This is a genomic window from Bacillus sp. JCM 19034 (genome assembly GCF_001310635.1).
GTDB lineage: Bacteria > Bacillota > Bacilli > Bacillales > Bacillaceae_D > Halalkalibacter.
On record NZ_BAXR01000001.1, the window covers coordinates 559,451 to 577,108 of the forward strand.

General features: G+C 35.0%; 23 protein-coding genes and 2 pseudogenes. 12 read left to right on the top strand and 13 right to left on the bottom strand.

Going from position 1 to position 17,658, the window contains the following annotated elements:
• Window positions 1–5: 5 nt before the first annotated feature.
• The 3 genes from phnE to phnD are packed head-to-tail and all read right to left on the bottom strand — an operon-like array spanning window position 6 to window position 2,555.
• The gene (gene phnE, locus JCM19034_RS02955) at window positions 6–800 is read right to left on the bottom strand and encodes a phosphonate ABC transporter, permease protein PhnE (protein WP_062047130.1); all 795 of its coding nucleotides are present in this window, start codon (window positions 798–800) and stop codon (window positions 6–8) included.
• Window positions 797–1,633: a phosphonate ABC transporter ATP-binding protein gene (phnC, locus tag JCM19034_RS02960; RefSeq protein ID WP_062047132.1), complete on the bottom strand. Its 837-nt coding sequence runs from the start codon at window positions 1,631–1,633 to the stop codon at window positions 797–799. The genes phnE and phnC overlap by 4 nt, the downstream gene beginning before the upstream one ends.
• A gap of 1 nt (window position 1,634) precedes the next feature.
• Entirely contained in the window at window positions 1,635–2,555 is a 921-nt protein-coding gene (gene phnD, locus JCM19034_RS02965) for a phosphate/phosphite/phosphonate ABC transporter substrate-binding protein (protein ID WP_062047134.1), read from the bottom strand.
• Window positions 2,556–2,871: 316 nt separating this feature from the next.
• Here phnD and JCM19034_RS20780 point away from each other — a divergent pair.
• A pseudogene (locus JCM19034_RS20780) lies at window positions 2,872–2,985 on the top strand (IS3 family transposase); the annotation flags it as partial.
• Window positions 2,986–3,289: 304 nt separating this feature from the next.
• Window positions 3,290–3,880 (top strand): GntR family transcriptional regulator, encoded by a 591-nt coding sequence (locus JCM19034_RS02970; RefSeq protein ID WP_062047136.1) that lies wholly within the window; start codon window positions 3,290–3,292, stop codon window positions 3,878–3,880.
• A gap of 402 nt (window positions 3,881–4,282) precedes the next feature.
• Here the strand turns inward: JCM19034_RS02970 and JCM19034_RS21500 are convergent.
• A pseudogene (locus JCM19034_RS21500) lies at window positions 4,283–4,468 on the bottom strand (IS110 family transposase); the annotation flags it as partial.
• A 518-nt stretch (window positions 4,469–4,986) separates the two neighbouring features.
• On the opposite strand from JCM19034_RS21500, the gene JCM19034_RS02975 reads away from it, so the two are divergent.
• Window positions 4,987–5,415 carry a DUF2383 domain-containing protein gene (locus JCM19034_RS02975; RefSeq protein ID WP_231686775.1) on the top strand — a complete coding sequence of 143 codons (429 nt, stop codon included), beginning with the start codon at window positions 4,987–4,989 and terminating at the stop codon, window positions 5,413–5,415.
• A 135-nt stretch (window positions 5,416–5,550) separates the two neighbouring features.
• On the opposite strand, the gene JCM19034_RS02980 is transcribed toward JCM19034_RS02975, so the two are convergent.
• From JCM19034_RS02980 to JCM19034_RS22750, 7 genes are all read right to left on the bottom strand, one after another.
• Window positions 5,551–5,943, bottom strand: a complete 393-nt coding sequence (locus tag JCM19034_RS02980) for a RidA family protein (RefSeq protein ID WP_062047140.1) — start codon at window positions 5,941–5,943, stop codon at window positions 5,551–5,553.
• Between the two features lie 104 nt (window positions 5,944–6,047).
• Entirely contained in the window at window positions 6,048–6,401 is a 354-nt protein-coding gene (locus JCM19034_RS02985; protein WP_082393716.1) for a DUF4440 domain-containing protein, read from the bottom strand.
• Window positions 6,402–6,504: 103 nt separating this feature from the next.
• Entirely contained in the window at window positions 6,505–7,011 is a 507-nt protein-coding gene (locus JCM19034_RS02990) for a hydrolase (protein WP_370621784.1), read from the bottom strand.
• 444 nt (window positions 7,012–7,455) lie between these two features.
• Window positions 7,456–8,352 carry a DUF2268 domain-containing protein gene (locus JCM19034_RS02995; protein ID WP_062047144.1) on the bottom strand — a complete coding sequence of 299 codons (897 nt, stop codon included), beginning with the start codon at window positions 8,350–8,352 and terminating at the stop codon, window positions 7,456–7,458.
• 224 nt (window positions 8,353–8,576) lie between these two features.
• Window positions 8,577–9,137: a sugar O-acetyltransferase gene (locus JCM19034_RS03000; RefSeq protein ID WP_062047146.1), complete on the bottom strand. Its 561-nt coding sequence runs from the start codon at window positions 9,135–9,137 to the stop codon at window positions 8,577–8,579.
• Window positions 9,138–9,292: 155 nt separating this feature from the next.
• Complete coding sequence (locus JCM19034_RS03005; protein ID WP_231686776.1) at window positions 9,293–9,931, bottom strand: GNAT family N-acetyltransferase; 639 nt, start codon at window positions 9,929–9,931, stop codon at window positions 9,293–9,295.
• Entirely contained in the window at window positions 9,931–10,176 is a 246-nt protein-coding gene (locus tag JCM19034_RS22750; RefSeq protein ID WP_231686777.1) for a hypothetical protein, read from the bottom strand. The genes JCM19034_RS03005 and JCM19034_RS22750 overlap by 1 nt, the downstream gene beginning before the upstream one ends.
• Window positions 10,177–10,408: 232 nt before the next feature.
• Here JCM19034_RS22750 and JCM19034_RS24515 point away from each other — a divergent pair, with 232 nt between their 5' ends.
• The 6 genes from JCM19034_RS24515 (at window position 10,409) to JCM19034_RS03020 (ending at window position 12,831) form a co-directional block, all read left to right on the top strand.
• Window positions 10,409–11,203 (top strand): hypothetical protein, encoded by a 795-nt coding sequence (locus JCM19034_RS24515; RefSeq protein WP_370621785.1) that lies wholly within the window; start codon window positions 10,409–10,411, stop codon window positions 11,201–11,203.
• Between the two features lie 26 nt (window positions 11,204–11,229).
• Entirely contained in the window at window positions 11,230–11,382 is a 153-nt protein-coding gene (locus JCM19034_RS24520; RefSeq protein ID WP_370621786.1) for a hypothetical protein, read from the top strand.
• An 82-nt stretch (window positions 11,383–11,464) separates the two neighbouring features.
• A complete protein-coding gene (locus tag JCM19034_RS24525) occupies window positions 11,465–11,833 on the top strand; it encodes a hypothetical protein (RefSeq protein ID WP_370621787.1) in 369 nt (122 codons plus the stop codon).
• 31 nt (window positions 11,834–11,864) lie between these two features.
• Window positions 11,865–12,239 carry a hypothetical protein gene (locus JCM19034_RS03015; protein WP_062047148.1) on the top strand — a complete coding sequence of 125 codons (375 nt, stop codon included), beginning with the start codon at window positions 11,865–11,867 and terminating at the stop codon, window positions 12,237–12,239.
• Window positions 12,194–12,430, top strand: a complete 237-nt coding sequence (locus tag JCM19034_RS24530) for a DUF3880 domain-containing protein (RefSeq protein ID WP_370621805.1) — start codon at window positions 12,194–12,196, stop codon at window positions 12,428–12,430. Before JCM19034_RS03015 ends, JCM19034_RS24530 begins: the two co-directional genes overlap by 46 nt.
• Window positions 12,403–12,831: a glycosyltransferase gene (locus JCM19034_RS03020; protein WP_062047150.1), complete on the top strand. Its 429-nt coding sequence runs from the start codon at window positions 12,403–12,405 to the stop codon at window positions 12,829–12,831. Before JCM19034_RS24530 ends, JCM19034_RS03020 begins: the two co-directional genes overlap by 28 nt.
• Window positions 12,832–12,865: 34 nt before the next feature.
• Here the strand turns inward: JCM19034_RS03020 and JCM19034_RS03025 are convergent, their stop codons facing one another.
• Together JCM19034_RS03025 and JCM19034_RS03030 are read right to left on the bottom strand one after the other, a co-directional pair.
• Window positions 12,866–13,717 (bottom strand): CsxC family protein, encoded by an 852-nt coding sequence (locus JCM19034_RS03025; protein ID WP_062047152.1) that lies wholly within the window; start codon window positions 13,715–13,717, stop codon window positions 12,866–12,868.
• 167 nt (window positions 13,718–13,884) lie between these two features.
• Complete coding sequence (locus JCM19034_RS03030) at window positions 13,885–14,676, bottom strand: PHP domain-containing protein (protein WP_062047155.1); 792 nt, start codon at window positions 14,674–14,676, stop codon at window positions 13,885–13,887.
• Window positions 14,677–14,859: 183 nt separating this feature from the next.
• Between JCM19034_RS03030 and JCM19034_RS03035 the strand changes: the two genes are divergently transcribed.
• The 3 genes from JCM19034_RS03035 to JCM19034_RS03045 all read left to right on the top strand — a co-directional run bounded on the left by JCM19034_RS03035 (window position 14,860) and on the right by JCM19034_RS03045 (window position 17,623).
• On the top strand, window positions 14,860–15,606 hold the full coding sequence (locus JCM19034_RS03035) for a sulfotransferase (RefSeq protein ID WP_062047156.1): 747 nt from the start codon (window positions 14,860–14,862) through the stop codon (window positions 15,604–15,606).
• Window positions 15,607–15,864: 258 nt separating this feature from the next.
• The gene (locus JCM19034_RS03040) at window positions 15,865–16,629 is read left to right on the top strand and encodes a glycosyltransferase (protein ID WP_062047158.1); all 765 of its coding nucleotides are present in this window, start codon (window positions 15,865–15,867) and stop codon (window positions 16,627–16,629) included.
• Window positions 16,630–16,642: 13 nt separating this feature from the next.
• Window positions 16,643–17,623 carry a glycosyltransferase gene (locus JCM19034_RS03045; RefSeq protein WP_062047160.1) on the top strand — a complete coding sequence of 327 codons (981 nt, stop codon included), beginning with the start codon at window positions 16,643–16,645 and terminating at the stop codon, window positions 17,621–17,623.
• Window positions 17,624–17,658: the final 35 nt, after the last annotated feature.

Sequence of the window (17,658 nt, forward strand, 5' to 3'; positions counted from 1 at the left end):
CTCCCTTATGCTATCTTAGTCCGGATTTTGTTTGTAACAAATTCGGTTAATAAAATAATTGTTACAACGACTAGAATAATTCCTAAAGCTTCCTGGTACCGGAATAAATTGATGTTCGTATCGATTAGAACCCCGATACCACCAGCACCTACTAGCCCTACTACAACAGAGGCACGTACATTAATTTCAAATGAGAATAGCGTCCAATTAATCCATGAAGGAATAAATTGTGGAATCACTCCATGGAGCAGAATTTGAAAATAGGACGAGCCATTTGCTCGGAGTGCTTCTAGCTTCTCTCCTGATATTTCATCAATCGATTCTGCGTAGCTCTTCCCTAAAAATCCAATCGTTACGAGAATTAGCGCGAGAACTCCTACAATGCCACCTAGTCCAAAAATATAAACTAAGAGTGCACCCCAGATTACAAATGGTATATTACGTAGGATGGACACAAACCCGCGACATACCACTCGAATACTTTTAAATTTATTTGTATTTTCTGAGATAAGAATCCCAAGAATTAATGCGATAATACTTGATAGAAATGTTGCAATAACTGCATAAGCAATCGTATCTCCAACTGCTGGAATGTACTGCATTATATTATCTAATTTAGGAGGGAGGAACTTTTCAAAGAAGAAGAAAAGAAAGTTCGGTAACCCCATCACCATGTCAATCACTGAAATTCTAAGATACATGATGGAAAATAGAAGCATCACTGTAATAGTAGCGACAATCAATAGCAGCTTTTTCGGATCCTGTTGATCAAGCTTTATCTTTTGTCTGTATTGCTTCATCCTTTTTGTCCTCCAGTTAATTGTAATTCTCTATGATCCTCGGGCACTCGTTGAACTACCGTTTCTTTTTGTAGTTTCATTTGTGATTCTTTTCCTTCATATATATGCTGCGTCATTTCCTCTGTCAATTGTGCAGGTGCTCCATCAAAGACAACCTCACCTTTTTTAATCCCAATAATTCTTGTTGCAAATTTCATCGCATAGTCCACCTGGTGCAGATTCACGATACACGTTAGTTTCTTTTCGGTTGAAATGTTGTGAAGCTGCTCCATCACTATATTTGCTGACTTTGGATCGAGTGATGCAATCGGTTCATCGGCTAGGAGAAGCTTTGGTCTTTGCAATAGCGCACGGCAAATCCCAACACGTTGCATCTGTCCACCGGAAAGTGCATTGGCACGTTTGTAAATTTGATCCTCTAACCCGACTTTCTCTAAGAGTTCAATCGCTTCTTTTTTATCTTCGTGACTAAATAGACCAAAGATACTTTTATAAATAGGCGTGTTGTATAATCTCCCGTGTAGGACGTTTTTAATCACATTCGTTCGCCCGATTAAATTATAATGTTGGAAGATCATTCCAATTTTTGAGCGTTCTTTTCGTAGCTTCCGTGCTCCCAACTTCTCTAAATTCTTCCCCGCAAAAACAATTTGTCCTTCCGTCGGATCCACTAAACGATTGATACAGCGGATAAATGTCGATTTCCCAGCTCCAGATGGACCGATCACAACGATAAACTCACCTGGATAGAAATCGAGTGAAATACCGTTTAGCGCACGTGTCTTCTCTCCATATACCTTCACTAAGTTTTTAATCGAAAGGATCGGATTCATTTTATTCTTCCTCCAACGCATTAATTGAATCTAACATTTCAATCGTTTCTGCATAATAATCCTGATCAGTTGCCTTGAAACGGACTTCGGCGTCTCCATGGATAGCCTCAAAATACTCAACATCATCAAAGCTGACAAATGCTTCTACAACGGCTGCCTTAAAATCTTCTGGTAAATCCCCGCGGATGGCATAAGAAGGATCCGGAATATCCTGTGTACGTCCAATCACTTTAATCTCATTCTCATCAATATTTAATGCTTCAAGCATCATCTCATATTGTCCTGCTGACACTGCTGCTGCTTCAAAGTCTCCCATCGCAACACCCGTAAAGCTATTTTGATGCGATTGTGAGAAAACAACATTATTAAAAAAGTAACCTGACTGTTCGACTAAATCTGGATCAAGCCCTAATTCTTGTACTAACGTTCCTTTTGGATAAAGATATCCAGATGATGACGATGCATTAACGAATGCAAAGTTCGTTCCTTCTAAATCTTCAATACTATTAATCTCATCATTGTCAGCTTGTGTAATAAAAGCCGTATAGTATTCCATCTTCTCACCCGACTGTGGTGTCACAAGTAGTTCTGCATTCGCTTTGGTTAGCGCTTGGTAATAACTCATTGGTGTAACAAGCATTATATCGATATTCTCACTAGCCATCGCTTCAATACCAACTGCATAGTTACCACCTTCATATTCAATCACTTCTACTCCAAGCTCTTCTGCTAAATGCTCTCTTAGTTGCGAATGCATAGAAGCTGCATTTGGATTATCTTCATTCGGCATTTGCACGATAGACAGTTCCTTTGGCCATTCGTTATTTTCACCTTGCTCTGAAGTCCCATCAACTACACTGCTACAAGCTGCTACAAATAAAATTAATCCGCTAAATAATATTCCTTTTAATAATGTCTTCATTTTAAATATCTCCCTTTTATTATGATAGATTTTTAAGTAGTACCACAGTCAAATAGCTACGACGAATGCATTCGTTTTATATACGTAAAAGTTGGACAGATTTTTTAAGGACAAGGTGACTACAAGTAAAGATAATTTTTGCTGACCAAAAGTAAACGTCGTACATTCAGTAGAATTTAAAAGACAAATCGTCCTTTATCATGATGGGAAATCACGTAAAGTGACTATTCATGAATATGACTTAACCCATTCAACTTTTGTTGGGTATCTCAAAGTCAAAATTCTAATTTTTCAAAGCAAAGGATAACCGGATTACTTAACATATGTACGAGTCAATAAAAAATGGCACTATATATGGATATTTATTGATCTCTTTAATCGTGAGTTAATCGGTTATAGTACTTGCAAAAGGAAAGATGCCTATCTTGTTTATCAAGAATTAGCTTCAAGCACTGAGTTTAAGTCCATTTACTTAAAAATCAAAACGCCTTAAAAATATTGCCTAATTATGTGTTGACAGTCCATTCGTTGTTAACCTCCTCCTTGTATTTTAATTGAATACAACTTGTATTTCGATTCATTTACTACCTTACAGACTGTTTATTAAAATAATTTAGGGTTCATGTAAAAGTATTGTAAATCTATCTATTTTTCAAAAATTTGTATACAATTAATTTGTGATAATATTGATATAGTAACTAAAGTTTATGAACACATAGGAAGGATGTATATGTATGGCAACTACTGAATCATTAGCCGACAAGGCTTACCAACAATTAAGGGATAAAATCGTCTACGGAGAGTTATTACCTGAAGTAGTTCTTTCGGAGAATGAACTATCTAAGGAAATGAATATGAGTAGAACACCGATAAGAACAGCATTATCGAGGCTCGCTTCTGAAGGTTTTGTCGTTACATTTAAAAATCTCGGTATTCTAGTAAAGGATACTTCTAATAAAGAATTATTAGATATCGCTGCCTTAAATGATTCCATGAAAAACTATGCAGTCGATCTAGCAGCTGATGGTTTAATTACTTTTGATATAGACAAATTAAAATATCATTTAAATCTACAATTGGAAGCAACTGAAGCGGAAAATTATATCGAATACGTGGAACAATCCATTTTATTCGGCAGAGCAATGATCGAAGCTTCTAATAATCAAATAATGATCGAAACCTATGATTCATTACGTTTAAGAACCTTACGCTCAGCCATTCTAAGGTGGAAACGCAGCCCAAATGAGAAACATTACTCCGCGAACGATTATAACCTAAAATTACTTAGAGCAATCGAGCAGAAGCCTATGACACAATTAAAATAATCATAAAAAATCAGCTCTCTAACAGCCGAAAACGGTTTAATCAAAGTTGGAATATATAGTTAGAGGTACTTAGCTTCTGCCGAATTTCCGAATCTTCAAGGCTTTTCTGTTTTTTTTAGGTTCTAAATCAAATGTTGTGGTAGGATAACAGTAATTTAAGGCCTTGAAGATTACAACTTCTGATTCGCCGATAGTAACGAAACTACCAAAGCTGCATTACTACATAGGTAAGACATTACAAGGCCTTCAAAGGCGATCACTTTAAAATCCAAAAGTCTCTTTAATAGGGTATTCTTTTACCAGTCTCTTTTTAACGCACAGCTAATGACTTTCTTATGTTAGATACTCTTCTTCAAAATAAGTGCGATAGTAAAAACGAATAACTTTACAAAAAAATCAATTAAAGGTGATCATTCCCTTGGTAAAGAGAACTGCATTTCCTTCCCAATCTGCAAATACATCGGAAAACTCTGAAAATAGCGTTGAATCAGATTTTGAATGCGACCTTCTGTAATCATTAAATGTACAGATAGCCGATCTCAAATTTTACGCATTCTCTTAGTTCCGCATAAATGCCATCTAAAGATTAGTACAGAGTATCGGCCAATTGTCATCGAGTTCTTTACTTTTCTTGACATGCATCGATTAACAATAAACTATCCATTTTTTTCAATTAGTATTTGGGAGATTTTTTCTTTTTAAGGCATTTGCCTAAGGCTATCTACGGGGTATTACTAGCAGTTCCTGAGTAATGTTTACGATTTGTAGTTTATTTATAGATAATACTGATTTTTGACTCTTAGTTGACTACCTATATTCTACTCTTATTATAAAACTAATCAAAAACTAAAAAACCTATAATAAATAGATGGAAACTCGGAAAAACCGAATCATCTCAATTCATTTTTGAAGAGTGTAATGCAAATGTAGCTCGTTTTCAATCTCAACATCTCCACTTAGTATTACTCTCGTAGCAACTACGTCCATTGTAACCAGAATATTAAATTTCAAAGGTTTTTACCAACCCATAGTAAATAAACAAATTATGGATATGCTATAAAATAATCATCGGAATGAAAATCAAATTAAAAAAGGATGTGATCAATGTGCAGAATGATATAGTTATTGAGGAATTAAATACTTTACTAAGAGGAACATACATGGGTATACGATCATTTGAGCATTATATTCAAGAGCTTGATAAGACTGAATTAAGACAGGAATTTCAAACAATGCAGCAAGAGTTAAAGCATAGTGCTGCAAAACTAGCTGAGCGTATTCAGGATTTAGGAGGAATGCCTGCTGATAGTGAAGGGATCACTGGATCCATGCACAGTTTCATGCACAAAGTCATGCTGCCTGATGATGCCAATAAAATCATTGAAGATGCAATAAAAGGAATCGATCACTATGGAGTGGAATATTCAGAGGAAATGGTTCGAGGAGATTTAGATGAGACTAGCAAAAAAATGGTTAAAGAAGTGCTTGACACGAACCGAAGACATGTTGAAAAGTTACAGCACCTTCTCCATTAACGTGAATAGACCATCAAAGCAAATTGATGGTCCTACTAATTTTTATACTCACTTTTTAACCCTGTGTCACAAGGTACGGCAACTCGTTTGCTAAATAAAGTGTCTCATACCATGTAATATATTTTTTAGAAGTAACTAATCCATCTCCTTACATGCCCATGCATCTACTTCTACTTTAAACACTGGTGCTGCCAATGCAACTACATAAATCATAGTTGTACATGGCAGATGCTCACCTAAAAAACCTCCAATGATTTTCCTTCTTTTATCTGCATCAAATTCTCCTACTAAGTAAAACACTAACTTTGTTAAATCTTCTACGTCCATATTAGCTGACTTTAGGTTTCTTCTTATATTCTCTAAGGCTAGCTGGAGCTGTTCTAATGAGTCTTCTGGTATTGATCCGTCTACTTCCATACCTAATTGTCCAGACAAAGTAAGCCATCTATTACGACCTGTTACCTCTATTTGATGTACATATGGTGCTACTGGTTGATGAACGGTTTCTGGATTACGCGAGGTTTTCATTTAAATCATTCCTTTACTGTTAATTTAAAACAAAGATATAATACATTGTAACAGGATTTGAGTTACGCGTTTACCAAAAATCTAGCATTCATCATTTCCACAATTTAGGAAGTTTGAGTTGGTGTTCCTTGATGAAATACCATTTGCCATTTACCATCATTACATTTCCAAATAGAACTTCGTATTGTATTTTTATGATCGTTATGCCTCATTGTGCGATATGTTGCTAAAACAACATCCGGGGCCAGTAGTTTAATATGGAAATCATTTACTGTATATTGAATAGGACTAGTGAGAGCGTGATCATTTCTTGCTTCATCAAGCTGAACGTTTTTATCGAATACATTACCAGAGCTTCCAAACTCTAAAAAATCATCTGAGAGATGCTCATTTAATTCTTTATACGTATACGTCATTAACTTCTTTTCAAGATACAGAATTTGTTCTTTTAATAACATATCTTCCACCAAACTCTCCCCCTATTCAACTTCATTTCCTCCATTAAGTAAGATCATCTCAATATACTTAATCAATTTTGCGAAAACTAATCTATCAATTACATTATATTTTTAAAGATTTAATGCATATTAAACCTTTATCAACTGAAGTCTCTATATAACCTATGATCTGTTCAAGAGTGAACACTGTTAGTGGTTTTTCAATATTGTTCCTATTATAATCCATATCACTTAATACATATGGGATAAGCTTCTTAATATCGCTAGATTTTACTTCTTCGGTTTCAATGATTGTTACACTTCTATTTAATGCATCACTTAATTGTTGCCTGTAACCATAGTACTCTAATAGTTTCCCGTTAAGTAATTGAAAGTCATTATGGTATTGATTACTGACGTTTTCATCTGCCTCCATTCGGTTTTTTAACCAAGGCAAATAAAATCCTTTAAGCCAAATGTCATCAGCAATTAAGTGAGTATAATATCCAAGTATATAATCGGAATTTTTATTCAAGCCATATTTATGTACGAATTCATTGTAGTCAATATATCGAGAATAGTCTTTAACATCTCCTTTGAAAAGTGCGAAGAGTCTTTTGTGAAGCTGCATCGGCTGCAATTCCCCCGATAAGAAATGATGTTTTATCTTTAATCGATAAGTTATCAGCAATTTTGTTTGCAATTATCACGTGCATTATTCTAGAACCCAATTTATTTCCCCCTATTTCTTCTCTTAATAAACCTAATTTAAGTTTTCCAATATAGTAGAACCCATTTCAGAAATTATTTAACCAATCTATGTCATTACATTAAAACTCCTATCCTATAATCAATTGATCATTAATCTTGGTCGATTATTTGTAATAGACTCCTTTAATCACATGTTAAATAAATCTAATATGTCAATCACATTTATCAAGTAATTATAACATTAATTCCCATATCCATGTCTTTAAATACCAACTATTACCATGCTATCGCAAACCATGTATATGTTCTATTAATACAAAAAGGAGCCGGGTAAACAGCTCCTAGTTCTTAACAACAGCAAGAATTATCTAAACATACCCGAACCTTTGATGATTTCATCTGTACCAAGTAACGTAGCATCATATATTGTTCTATTCTGCTTCTTTAAAAAACTTTGGACTACTTGATAACCAACAGCGTAACCAGCTCCAGCGGAAAGCCCTACTGGATTATAGCCCTGACTTTTTGCTTGTTCATCCCCGAACATATAACTACTTACTTCAGCGAAACCTTTTTGGTTTACATTTTCTCCTATAACATGAGTAGAATACTCTAGCTCTTCACCCACAATTGATGTAACCCAAGGACCTAAATATTCTTCTCCATACATTTCCGTTGCAAACGATTCTGCAAGACCTTCTATTACAATATAGTCACCTAACGTAACATTACCATGATTCCAATCAAAATAAGAAAATCTCAAATTATGATGAAATTCATGAGCAATTAATGAAGGAATCCTAGGTATGTTATAGTCATTCGGTCTCAGCATAATGATAATATAGCCAGGAATGCCACCGAACCCGACATAATCATTATATACATGTGGGTTTCCTTTAGCGGAGATAAAAGCAGCAAATTTGAGTAAATCTGAACTAATCTTCAAGCCTGCTTTTTCTGAAGCTTTGAGGCACTCACTGAGCGTTTTACGAGCAAGATACTCTATATTTAACTCTATTAACTTAACTAAAGCCTCTTTGATACTTTCGGTATTTTCTAAACTCTCAAATCCTAACATTTGTGTTGCCATTTTCACATCATAGCCACCTTGTTGTTTTGCATTCATAGGTACATTTATTGATAACCACATTGATTCAAAAGGCTTCATCATCTTGTCCTTAAAATAAATATCCCTATCGTCTAAGTCCTTATTTATTAATGCTTTATATTGCTCTACTGTATTAACGACTTCAATCTTCATTAGTGGATTACCCCTTTCTATAATTAGTAGAATCATTACGGAATTCTTTAAATAAAAGCATAATGTATGACGCAGCGTTAATGTCAAACATCATTTTCAGCTCATCCTCCCTGAATAGAGAAAAAATAAAAAACGTTACTGCATATTGCAGCAACGCACGAGTTTTAAACGTCTATAAACACAATTCATACGATCTTCATTTAATATAAGAGTTACCAAAACTTTTATAACTCTATTTGTTTAATGATTTTGGCTGGGTTTCCACCTACAACGACATGATTTGGTACATCTTTCGTAACGACAGCACCAGATGCAACAACGACATTGTCTCCTATTGTAACTCCTGGATTTATTACGGCACCTCCACCGATCCAGACATTACTTCCAATCGTAATCGGTTTTGCGTATTCTCTGCCAGAATTACGTTCAGTTGGATGAATGGGGTGTGTGGCAGTATAAATTTGCACTCTAGGAGCTAGCATACAATTATCACCGATTCTTACTTCACAAACATCTAAAATCGTACAATCGAAGTTGGCAAAAAAGTTTTCTCCTACGTGCGTGTTGTAACCATAATCAAAACGGATGTTCGGCTCCATATAGATGTTTTCTCCAGCTGTACCTAGTAACTCCTTTAATAGTTTTGTTCGTTTTTCAATTTCCGTTTCAATTGTTTGATTATAGATTCTCACCCTTCGTCTTGCTTCCTCACGTTCCTTTAATAATTGAGAATCAGAAGGTTTGTACATTTCTCCAGCTAACATTTTTTCTTTTTCTGTTTTCATTTAACATACCTACTTTCCTTCGTTTGATCTACAATCCCTTATCCTATGTTTCACTTCAAAAAACCCCCAATAAAGCTTATGTAGTATATTTTCTCATCAATCTGCAATATGTAAAATCCCATTTCTTTAAGTTGAATGTATCACAAGGTAAGGTTTCATGCCTGTGAGGTAATAGGGTGTTTAACGTTTAATGGGAAATAGTTACTACCGCTCGTTTTTACAAACAATACATCAGCACCACTAAAAGTTTGACTATGCGCATCAATTCCTTTATAACTCGGAGTATAGTGAAAAACGATTTTATTCGTATCTCTATTTGTGATCTTCGGAAGAATATGATGAATGTTGATTTCTTTTTTACTAATAATATCAAAAATATCAGTTTGCCTGCCTTCTGTTCTAAAAATAACGATCGCATCTTGATCTTCTATATAGTAAATATCATTATTGAACACATAAATACAATAAAACATGAGCACCCCTTGACTGTTTAATGTGCCGAACAGATTAGAAACAGGTACTCTTTCGGAGGCAACTTTATAAATAAATTTTAGATCTTTGATATTGCTACCATCTAACTTACGAATACGACCTGCTTCAACTGATTGATGTGGTGAATAGGTCATTGAAAATTGATATTCGTTTACTCGTTGGAAGCCAAACTTAGGATAAAAATCTAAAACGTGTTGATTGGCAAATAGGTACATGAAATCATAATGATTCTTATATTCTTCTAAAACCAGATTTATTAAGCTTGCTGAAAGTCCATGATTTCGATATTCTGGATGAGTCATCACCGTACCGATTTGTATCGCTCTTTTTTCTCATTATTTATGACGAAGGCTAAGAGGTTAACTGACACGTTTGCTACAATTTTATCCCCTTCTGCATAAGAATAGGGTATATAACGGTTATTCCAAAATCCTTTTGTATACCAAGCTTCAAAATTCAAGTCAAAAATCAAAGTGGCAAGCTCATTAAAGCTCCTCCTCAGTTTCTCATTATGTTTGTAATCCTTAACAAACGTTAAACCTCTCATTTCCTCTGCTCATCCCCTAACTTTTTCTATTATTATCCCACAGTCTTCTAAGTTTACCAATTCAAGTTTCCATACATTTACTAACGCAACATCAGCGTAATTAAAGTACAGTACTACCAACCATTAGACAAGATATACCAAATGGCGGACGTAGAAATTCATCACCTGCCCATGCTTTTATTCATAAACTACAGTAGCAAGTAGCATATGGACGTAAGGGGGAAACACAGTCATGGAATTAACTTTAGCACATTGGCTTTACTTAACAGGCACCTGTCTCATTATTTTAACAATGCTATTACGCCAAAATGTCGTTGTCCCTGCTTTAATCATGACATATATCGTTGGTGCCGTTTATACACATTCATTTCTAGACGGCATTCATGTTATATTTAACGCTAATTTAATTGCTGCCAGAGAACTGTTTCATATTTTTCTCATCATTGCGATAATGACTGCCCTACTACAAGGGCTAAAATCCATTGAAGCAGACAAAAAAATGATTATCCCTTTTCAGAAAATAATGGTTAATGGTCATTGGTCTTATTGGATTGTCGTTTTCGTAACTTATGCATTATCTTTATTTTTCTGGCCAGCTCCCGCAGTACCGCTTATCGGTGCACTTCTTATTCCAGTCGCCATCCGCTCAGGATTATCACCTTTAGCGACAGCATTAGCCGTATCGCTTGCTGGACATGGAATGGCATTGTCCTCAGATTTCGTGCTGCAAGTAGCACCTAGCTTATCAGCATCTGCTTCTTCGATCATTTCTGCAACAGCTGTCGCTGATCGCTCTCTTATTTTGTCTTTAATAACCGGTGTAATCGCTTTATCGATCGTATATTTTCTTATAAGGAAAGACATTGTAGCACCTTCTAATAAAAATATTGTCAGCTGGGAGCAGAAAGGGGAGAATGCGACAAAAGTCGACGATGATCATTTAGTGATTAAAAAGGGCCATATAGTAACTGGTTTGCTGTCATTGTCCCGATTTCTTTCCTCGCCATTGTCATTTATGTCATCGTAGCAACGTTCACCTCTTATCTTCCGGATATGGAAGATGGATCAGGTGCTTCATTAATTGGTGGGACAGCGATCATCCTTTTGTTACTAATTGCTGGAGTTCGTAATTTCAAAAGGTCATTACAAGAAGTAAGTGACCACCTTATTAACGGATTTGTTTATGCTTTTAAAGTGATGGGCTAGTCATACCAGTCGCAGGTTTTTCTTTATTGGTAGTAATAACTATGCGGCAAGTATTTTTCGAATTGAAGCAGACGAAGCTCCAATGTTTCTATTTGACCTCGTTCATGCTAGTCAAAGCTTCATTCCTGATCATGCCTTCTTTACTGGATTTGGTATCTTAGTTTTAGGAATGGTTTCCGGCTTAGATGGTTCTGGCTTTTCTGGTTTGTTGTTAATCGGTTCGATCGCAGAAGCCTTTTCACATACTTCTGGAGTAGATGCCGCAACGCTCGCAGCTATTGGTCAAGTAGGAGCGATTTGGGTTGGTGGAGGAACATTAGTAGCATGGTCACCAATTATCGCAATTGCAGGCTTTGCTCGTATTTCTGTTATTGACCTTGTACGCAAAAGCTTCTTCCCCGTTGTGATCGGTTTAAGCATTGCAACGATATATGGACTATTATTTCTTTAAAAGAGCAGACGATTAACTAGAGGTGACCGAAGTGAACATTGCGTATGTACAATCAGGTTATCCAAATATTTATCACTATTTTGATCAGACTATTGCAAAAGCATTACATGTACTTGGCGAAAGCAGACAAGATTCAGCTTTTAGTGAACAAGAATTGATTCAACATAGTCATATTAACAGTCATGATCTAATTCTTACATTACTCGGAAACAACTTGCAAACGAAAACGATAACTATGTTACAGGATAAAAATATCGCTACAGCTGTTTGGTTAACAGAGGACCCTTATTTTATCGATGATACCATCAAACCATCTTTTCATTTGATTATGTATTTACTATTGATTCAGCTGCTGCAGCGATATACCGTCAAGCAGGTCATCCGAATACTCATTATTTACCGTTAGGAACTGATCCTACTATTTACAAGCCAATAAACTCAACGTGTGTAAAGCAATATGATTTGATGTTAATCGGTACCCCTTATCCTAATCGAGTGAAGCTAATTCAAAAAATTCTTACATCATCTCATTACTCGATTTTAATCGTAGGGAAAATTGGGATAACTATTTGCCAACTAAGAAATATCCAAGGCTAACAGTTAAAGCTGAATGGTTGGCTCCAAGCGAAGTGAATCAGTTATTGCCGTTAGCTTCTATTCATTTAAACCCACATCGTCCGGCTGATTTAAAACAAAATCATAACAAACATCAAATAAAGAGCATGAGTATAAACAACCGTACCTTTGACGTAGCTTGTGCTCAACAATTTCAACTAATTGAACATAAGAACGACATTGAACATCATTTTGAGCTAGGAAAAGAAATTGTATCTTACGATGATACAAATGACCTGCTCGCTAAAATATCCTATTACTTAAAAAATCAAAAGGAACGAAAGCAAATTGCCCTCAATGCTCGAAAACGAGTTTTAACAGATCATACATTTTTGCAGCGGATTGAAAAAATGATGACAATCATAAAAGAAGAGATTGAATAGTCAATTGACTACGCAATCTCTTTTGATTGTTATATTATAGTTCGTTTTGTTCGTTTAACTCCTGAATACGTGTGCGGATTGATTCTGTTTCAGCATTCTCAGCTTCGCCAATTGCAACCTGCTGATTTTGAGTTAATTTAATGAATAGAATCACTTCCATTTTCTCTGTTATACAACGGAAACGACCTTGCTTGTCAAAATCATTTGTAATATCAACCTCATTAATAAATGATGCTAGTAGCTTACATTTAATTGGTTCATTGAAATATTCAAAGTTAACTTGGCCATGAGTACAGCGGTCAGCACCATGTCCATTCTTAGCTAATTCCCTACGCTCAGTAACGGAGTTCTTCACACTAACATTGGCTCTATCTCGTGGATTAACAAGTGCAATTGTTTGGTTTGTACTAAACGGTACATCTACCGCGTAGTCTCTAATAAAACCACTTCCATCTGAATATTGAATATTTTTATGAATGATCCCTGAAATAAATAATGTAACAAAATTTGGACCAGCTAATGATGGAACCGCCTTACACTGCGTTAACGAAACATTTTTGCGAATGTTCTTAATTTCTGTTGCATACGTCGGTAAAGTAATATCAGCCTCGACATTTGCAGCTAATTCTACCTCTGCTAATGCAACTGGTGCATCAATAACCGGTACATTTAATACATTTCCTTCTACTCCTAAACCAATTGCCTCTGCATCTATTTGCTTGACTTTAGCCTTTTGATTTTGCTTTGCTGGGGGACATTTTTGATTATTATTTGCTGTTGGACACGTTTGATTTGTATAACCCGATACCTTCTTCTTCCTATTTGATACAACAGCAGGGATTAACCCATTTTCACTACGGACAAATTCGTTTCGATTATTGTTCATGCTGTCACTCCTTATTGTAAGTTTTTAACCAACCGTACAACTGTGAGTCGTTAGTTGATTTACTACTTACATATGCAGGGATGAAAGACAGGTTTAGACATTACCATCAATTTTCAAATAAAATGACATAAAATGGTTTAATCCCTCACGAACAAATCACTATAACCTTATGCCCTCGTAAAACCAAATTCCCCCAACGAATGTTCATCCGTATGGAAATCAGAGCCCCCTGTCATAATAAGCTGATTTTCTTGTGCAAGTTGTTTAAACAATTGACGATGCTCTTCTTTATGATTACGATGCCAGACCTCTATTCCATCAAATGGAAACTGGAGTAATTGCTCAACGACTTGTAACTCTAAATAAACAGGATGAGCTAAAACAGCCAAGCCACCTGCTTGATGAATGATCTCGACCCCTTCTTTTGGAGTTAATACTTTCTTCGGCAAAGCACATGGTTTCCCATCCGCTAAATATTCATCAAATACCATTTGATAGTCTGCCACATAACCCTTTTTTACGATCGCCTTAGCAATATGTGGCCTTGCAATAACGCCATCTTCACTATACTCTTTTACATCTTCCATTGTTATTTTGAAGCCAATCTCATTGAACTTTTCGATAATTCGTTTTGCACGATCAATTCTTCCTACTTGTAAAAGCTTTAACGTTTCATTTAATTCCTCACTTGGAGAAATGTTATACCCTAATATATCAACACTATTACCATTATACTTTGTGCTTAGCTCGACAGCAGGTATAACCGTTATATGATATTTTTCAGCTGCATTTTGTGCCTCCTTAATTCCATCTAACGTATCATGATCGGTGATTGCAATCGTTTCTAAGCCACACTTATATGCTTTTTTTACTAATTCAGCTGGGGTATAGTCTCCATCAGATGCCGTTGTGTGCATGTGTAAATCAAATTTAGTTTGTAATGCTTGATTTAAATCCAAACTATTCAGCCTCCACTCACTAATATTTAACATTCTTTAATCGTTTTATATAAAAATAGGCCTAGACTTCTAATTGATTAGTGAACATCCTCAATCTTTTATACATAAGTAATTATATACGATTTCTAATTATATCGGTATCTACGATATTACGTAAATCAATCGAAAGAGAGGAGATTGACTTTGACTTCTTCGATTACGAGTCATCCATTCCCCTCGTATTTAATCATTGGTGCTCAGAAGTGTGGAACCACATCTCTTTACCATTACTTAATACAACATCCTCAAATTAATCCAACAAAAACTAGAAGAGAGATTCATTTTTTTGATACGAAGTTTTATGGTAAAGGAATTGAATGGTATAAAAATCAATTTATCCATTCGCCAAATATGATTACTGGCGAGGCAACACCTCGTTATTTATATAATGCTATCGTACCGGAAAGAGTGTATAAACATTTTCCAAATATAAAACTTATCATCTTATTACGCAATCCGGTAGAACGTGCATTTTCTCAATATAAAATGGAATTTGAGAAAGAAAAGAAAAGACTTCGTTATAACGATACAGAAAAGTACTCATTCGATTCAATTATTGAGGCAGGCTTACACAACCATAATAATCGCTGGATCGATTATTTAGAAAGAGGGATTTATAGTAAACAAATAAAAAGATGGCTAAAGTATTATCCAATTGAACAGTTTCATATCATTAAAAGCGAGCAATTCTTCAGAAATCCGAAATCTTCATATAAACGTGTTCTACGTTTTTTAGACATTGAAGAATTTCAATTAAATGATTATAAACGTTATCAGAAAAGTCAAACAGCAATTAACATGAATCCTAATACGAAGAGAAAACTACAAGCATTTTACGAACCATATAACAAAGAATTAAATGAGTTACTTGGTCGGAAATTCGATTGGTAATGAACTTTATGATTGAGGTGATACGATGATTCGCTTATTGTATATTTCTTCAGGAAAAAAACGTTATCTGATCTAACACCAAGTCTAACTCTCGCTTTTAAGCAGTTAGAAAAAGACCGAGATGATTTCCAGTTTCTAGATCATTTATTCCTAAATGGGGCACAACAGTCCTTACAGAGAAAGTTAAAAGAATTTCAACCTACGATAATCGTTTTATTTGGTCAAGATACACACCAGGCACTACAATACCTTAAGCACTTGAAAGTTCCTATCGGATTATGGGTAGTCAACGATCCGTACCGAATATCCGACTATATTCATAAGGCAAAGAAGTATGATTTTATTATAACTGAAGAATCATCATGCGTACCATTTTACAAAAAAGAGCTAAATATACAATCGTTTCATTTTCCGCTCGCAGTTAATGAACGAAACTATTATCCTATCCCAAAACTAAAAAAAAGATATGATTTTTCCTTTATTGGAAATGCAACACCAAGTAGAATTGCCTTTTTTAATTCATTACTTAAGAAAATTAAATGTGATGACTTTATTCTAATTGGAAAAGGCTGGAAAGATCTAAGTCAATATAAAAAGTATATCAATCAGATCCAGTTAAAATTAATCTCACCAAAAGAAGTATGTCAAATTTATAATCAATCAAAAATCGTTTTAAATCTTCATAGAAGTTCTAATGATCAAAATAAAAACCCTTATCGACTAAAGGCGTTAACACCTAACAATCGAACGTTTGATATTTGTGCAACTAATTCATTTCAGCTCATTTCTTATCGTGAGGAATTAGGCAATTATTTTGAATTAAATAAGGAGATCGTAGCGTTTGATCATGTGAATGATTTAGCTCAAAAAATTAACCATTATAACGTTCACAAAGAGCTACGTGAAACAATTGCAAAAAATGGCTATTTACGTGCATTACGAGAACATACGTATAAAGAAAGGGTCGCTTCATTACTAAATACACTACCTATTGAATTAAAAGTTATTCGCTCATTCAAATAGAGGAGTGGTTTAAATGAGAATTCTTCATATAACGTCAGGTGTTCCATCATTATCAAATTTAGATTATAACATGACTCGTGCATACGAAATGATCAATCGTGAATCCAAATACAAAATTAAAGTACTAACATATACTAAGCGAAATATTCCTACCCTTCTTGCAAAAATAAAGCAATTTAATCCAGATTATGTGATAGTTTTTCGTGTTTCCCTTGCCTCTTCTTTATTATCTGCTTTAAAACAATTACACATTCCGGTTGGACGCTGGGTCGTCGATGATCCACATAGAATAGATAAGCATTTAGCTAGAAGTAAACAATATGATTTCGTCATCACACAAGAGGCAAGCTGTGTTCCTGTTTATGAACGACATCATATAAAAGGGATTCACGGACCTTTAGCAACTAATGAAAATGAATATTACCCGATGGAAGTATCCGATCATTACTCATCTGATATTTGCTTCATCGGTACACCTTATAAAAATAGACTCACGATTATTGATTCACTAGCTGATTTACTGAAAGATAAGAAAACGGTGATCATTGGACCTAATTGGAATCAGCTGAAATATTTTTCAGCATTACAACGAAACATTAAGAATCAAACGATCCCACCTCATGAGGTAGCTAAATATTATAACGGGGCTAAAATTGTTTTAAATTTAAACCGTCCAATTAACGATGTAGGATTTAACAGCAATAAAGTAAAAGCGACAACTCCTAACAATCGAACGTTTGATATTGCGGCTTGTCAATCGTTTCAGCTTACTGCTTGTTTAAAAGGAGTAGAAACCTTCTATGAACCAAACAGTGAGATCATCTGTTTTCAAAACAGACATGAATTGAAAGAGCAAATATCCTATTATTTAGAACATCCTACAGAACGAAATGAAATTGCCGATAGAGCCTATCAGCGAACGCTTCGAGATCATACGTATAAAGTACGGATTGAATCCATACTTGAACAATTACAATCAATCAACAAAAAGTAATTTCTTACGCCTCATACTTCGATCACTTATTATTT

Bases quoted from the DNA above. Each gene is read 5' to 3' on its own strand.
- JCM19034_RS03045 (WP_062047160.1), top strand. From the start codon at position 16,643: ATGAGAATTCTTCATATAACGTCAGGTGTTCCATCATTATCAAATTTA.
- phnD (WP_062047134.1), bottom strand. From the start codon at position 2,555: ATGAAGACATTATTAAAAGGAATATTATTTAGCGGATTAATTTTATTT.
- JCM19034_RS24515 (WP_370621785.1), top strand. From the start codon at position 10,409: ATGGAATTAACTTTAGCACATTGGCTTTACTTAACAGGCACCTGTCTC.
- JCM19034_RS03005 (WP_231686776.1), bottom strand. From the start codon at position 9,931: ATGACTCATCCAGAATATCGAAATCATGGACTTTCAGCAAGCTTAATA.
- JCM19034_RS24525 (WP_370621787.1), top strand. From the start codon at position 11,465: ATGTTTCTATTTGACCTCGTTCATGCTAGTCAAAGCTTCATTCCTGAT.
- JCM19034_RS02995 (WP_062047144.1), bottom strand. From the start codon at position 8,352: ATGAAGATTGAAGTCGTTAATACAGTAGAGCAATATAAAGCATTAATA.
- JCM19034_RS03000 (WP_062047146.1), bottom strand. From the start codon at position 9,137: ATGAAAACAGAAAAAGAAAAAATGTTAGCTGGAGAAATGTACAAACCT.
- JCM19034_RS24520 (WP_370621786.1), top strand. From the start codon at position 11,230: ATGGAAGATGGATCAGGTGCTTCATTAATTGGTGGGACAGCGATCATC.
- phnC (WP_062047132.1), bottom strand. From the start codon at position 1,633: ATGAATCCGATCCTTTCGATTAAAAACTTAGTGAAGGTATATGGAGAG.
- JCM19034_RS22750 (WP_231686777.1), bottom strand. From the start codon at position 10,176: ATGAGAGGTTTAACGTTTGTTAAGGATTACAAACATAATGAGAAACTG.
- phnE (WP_062047130.1), bottom strand. From the start codon at position 800: ATGAAGCAATACAGACAAAAGATAAAGCTTGATCAACAGGATCCGAAA.
- JCM19034_RS02980 (WP_062047140.1), bottom strand. From the start codon at position 5,943: ATGAAAACCTCGCGTAATCCAGAAACCGTTCATCAACCAGTAGCACCA.
- JCM19034_RS02990 (WP_370621784.1), bottom strand. From the start codon at position 7,011: ATGCAGCTTCACAAAAGACTCTTCGCACTTTTCAAAGGAGATGTTAAA.
- JCM19034_RS02970 (WP_062047136.1), top strand. From the start codon at position 3,290: ATGGCAACTACTGAATCATTAGCCGACAAGGCTTACCAACAATTAAGG.
- JCM19034_RS02985 (WP_082393716.1), bottom strand. From the start codon at position 6,401: ATGTTATTAAAAGAACAAATTCTGTATCTTGAAAAGAAGTTAATGACG.
- JCM19034_RS03025 (WP_062047152.1), bottom strand. From the start codon at position 13,717: ATGAACAATAATCGAAACGAATTTGTCCGTAGTGAAAATGGGTTAATC.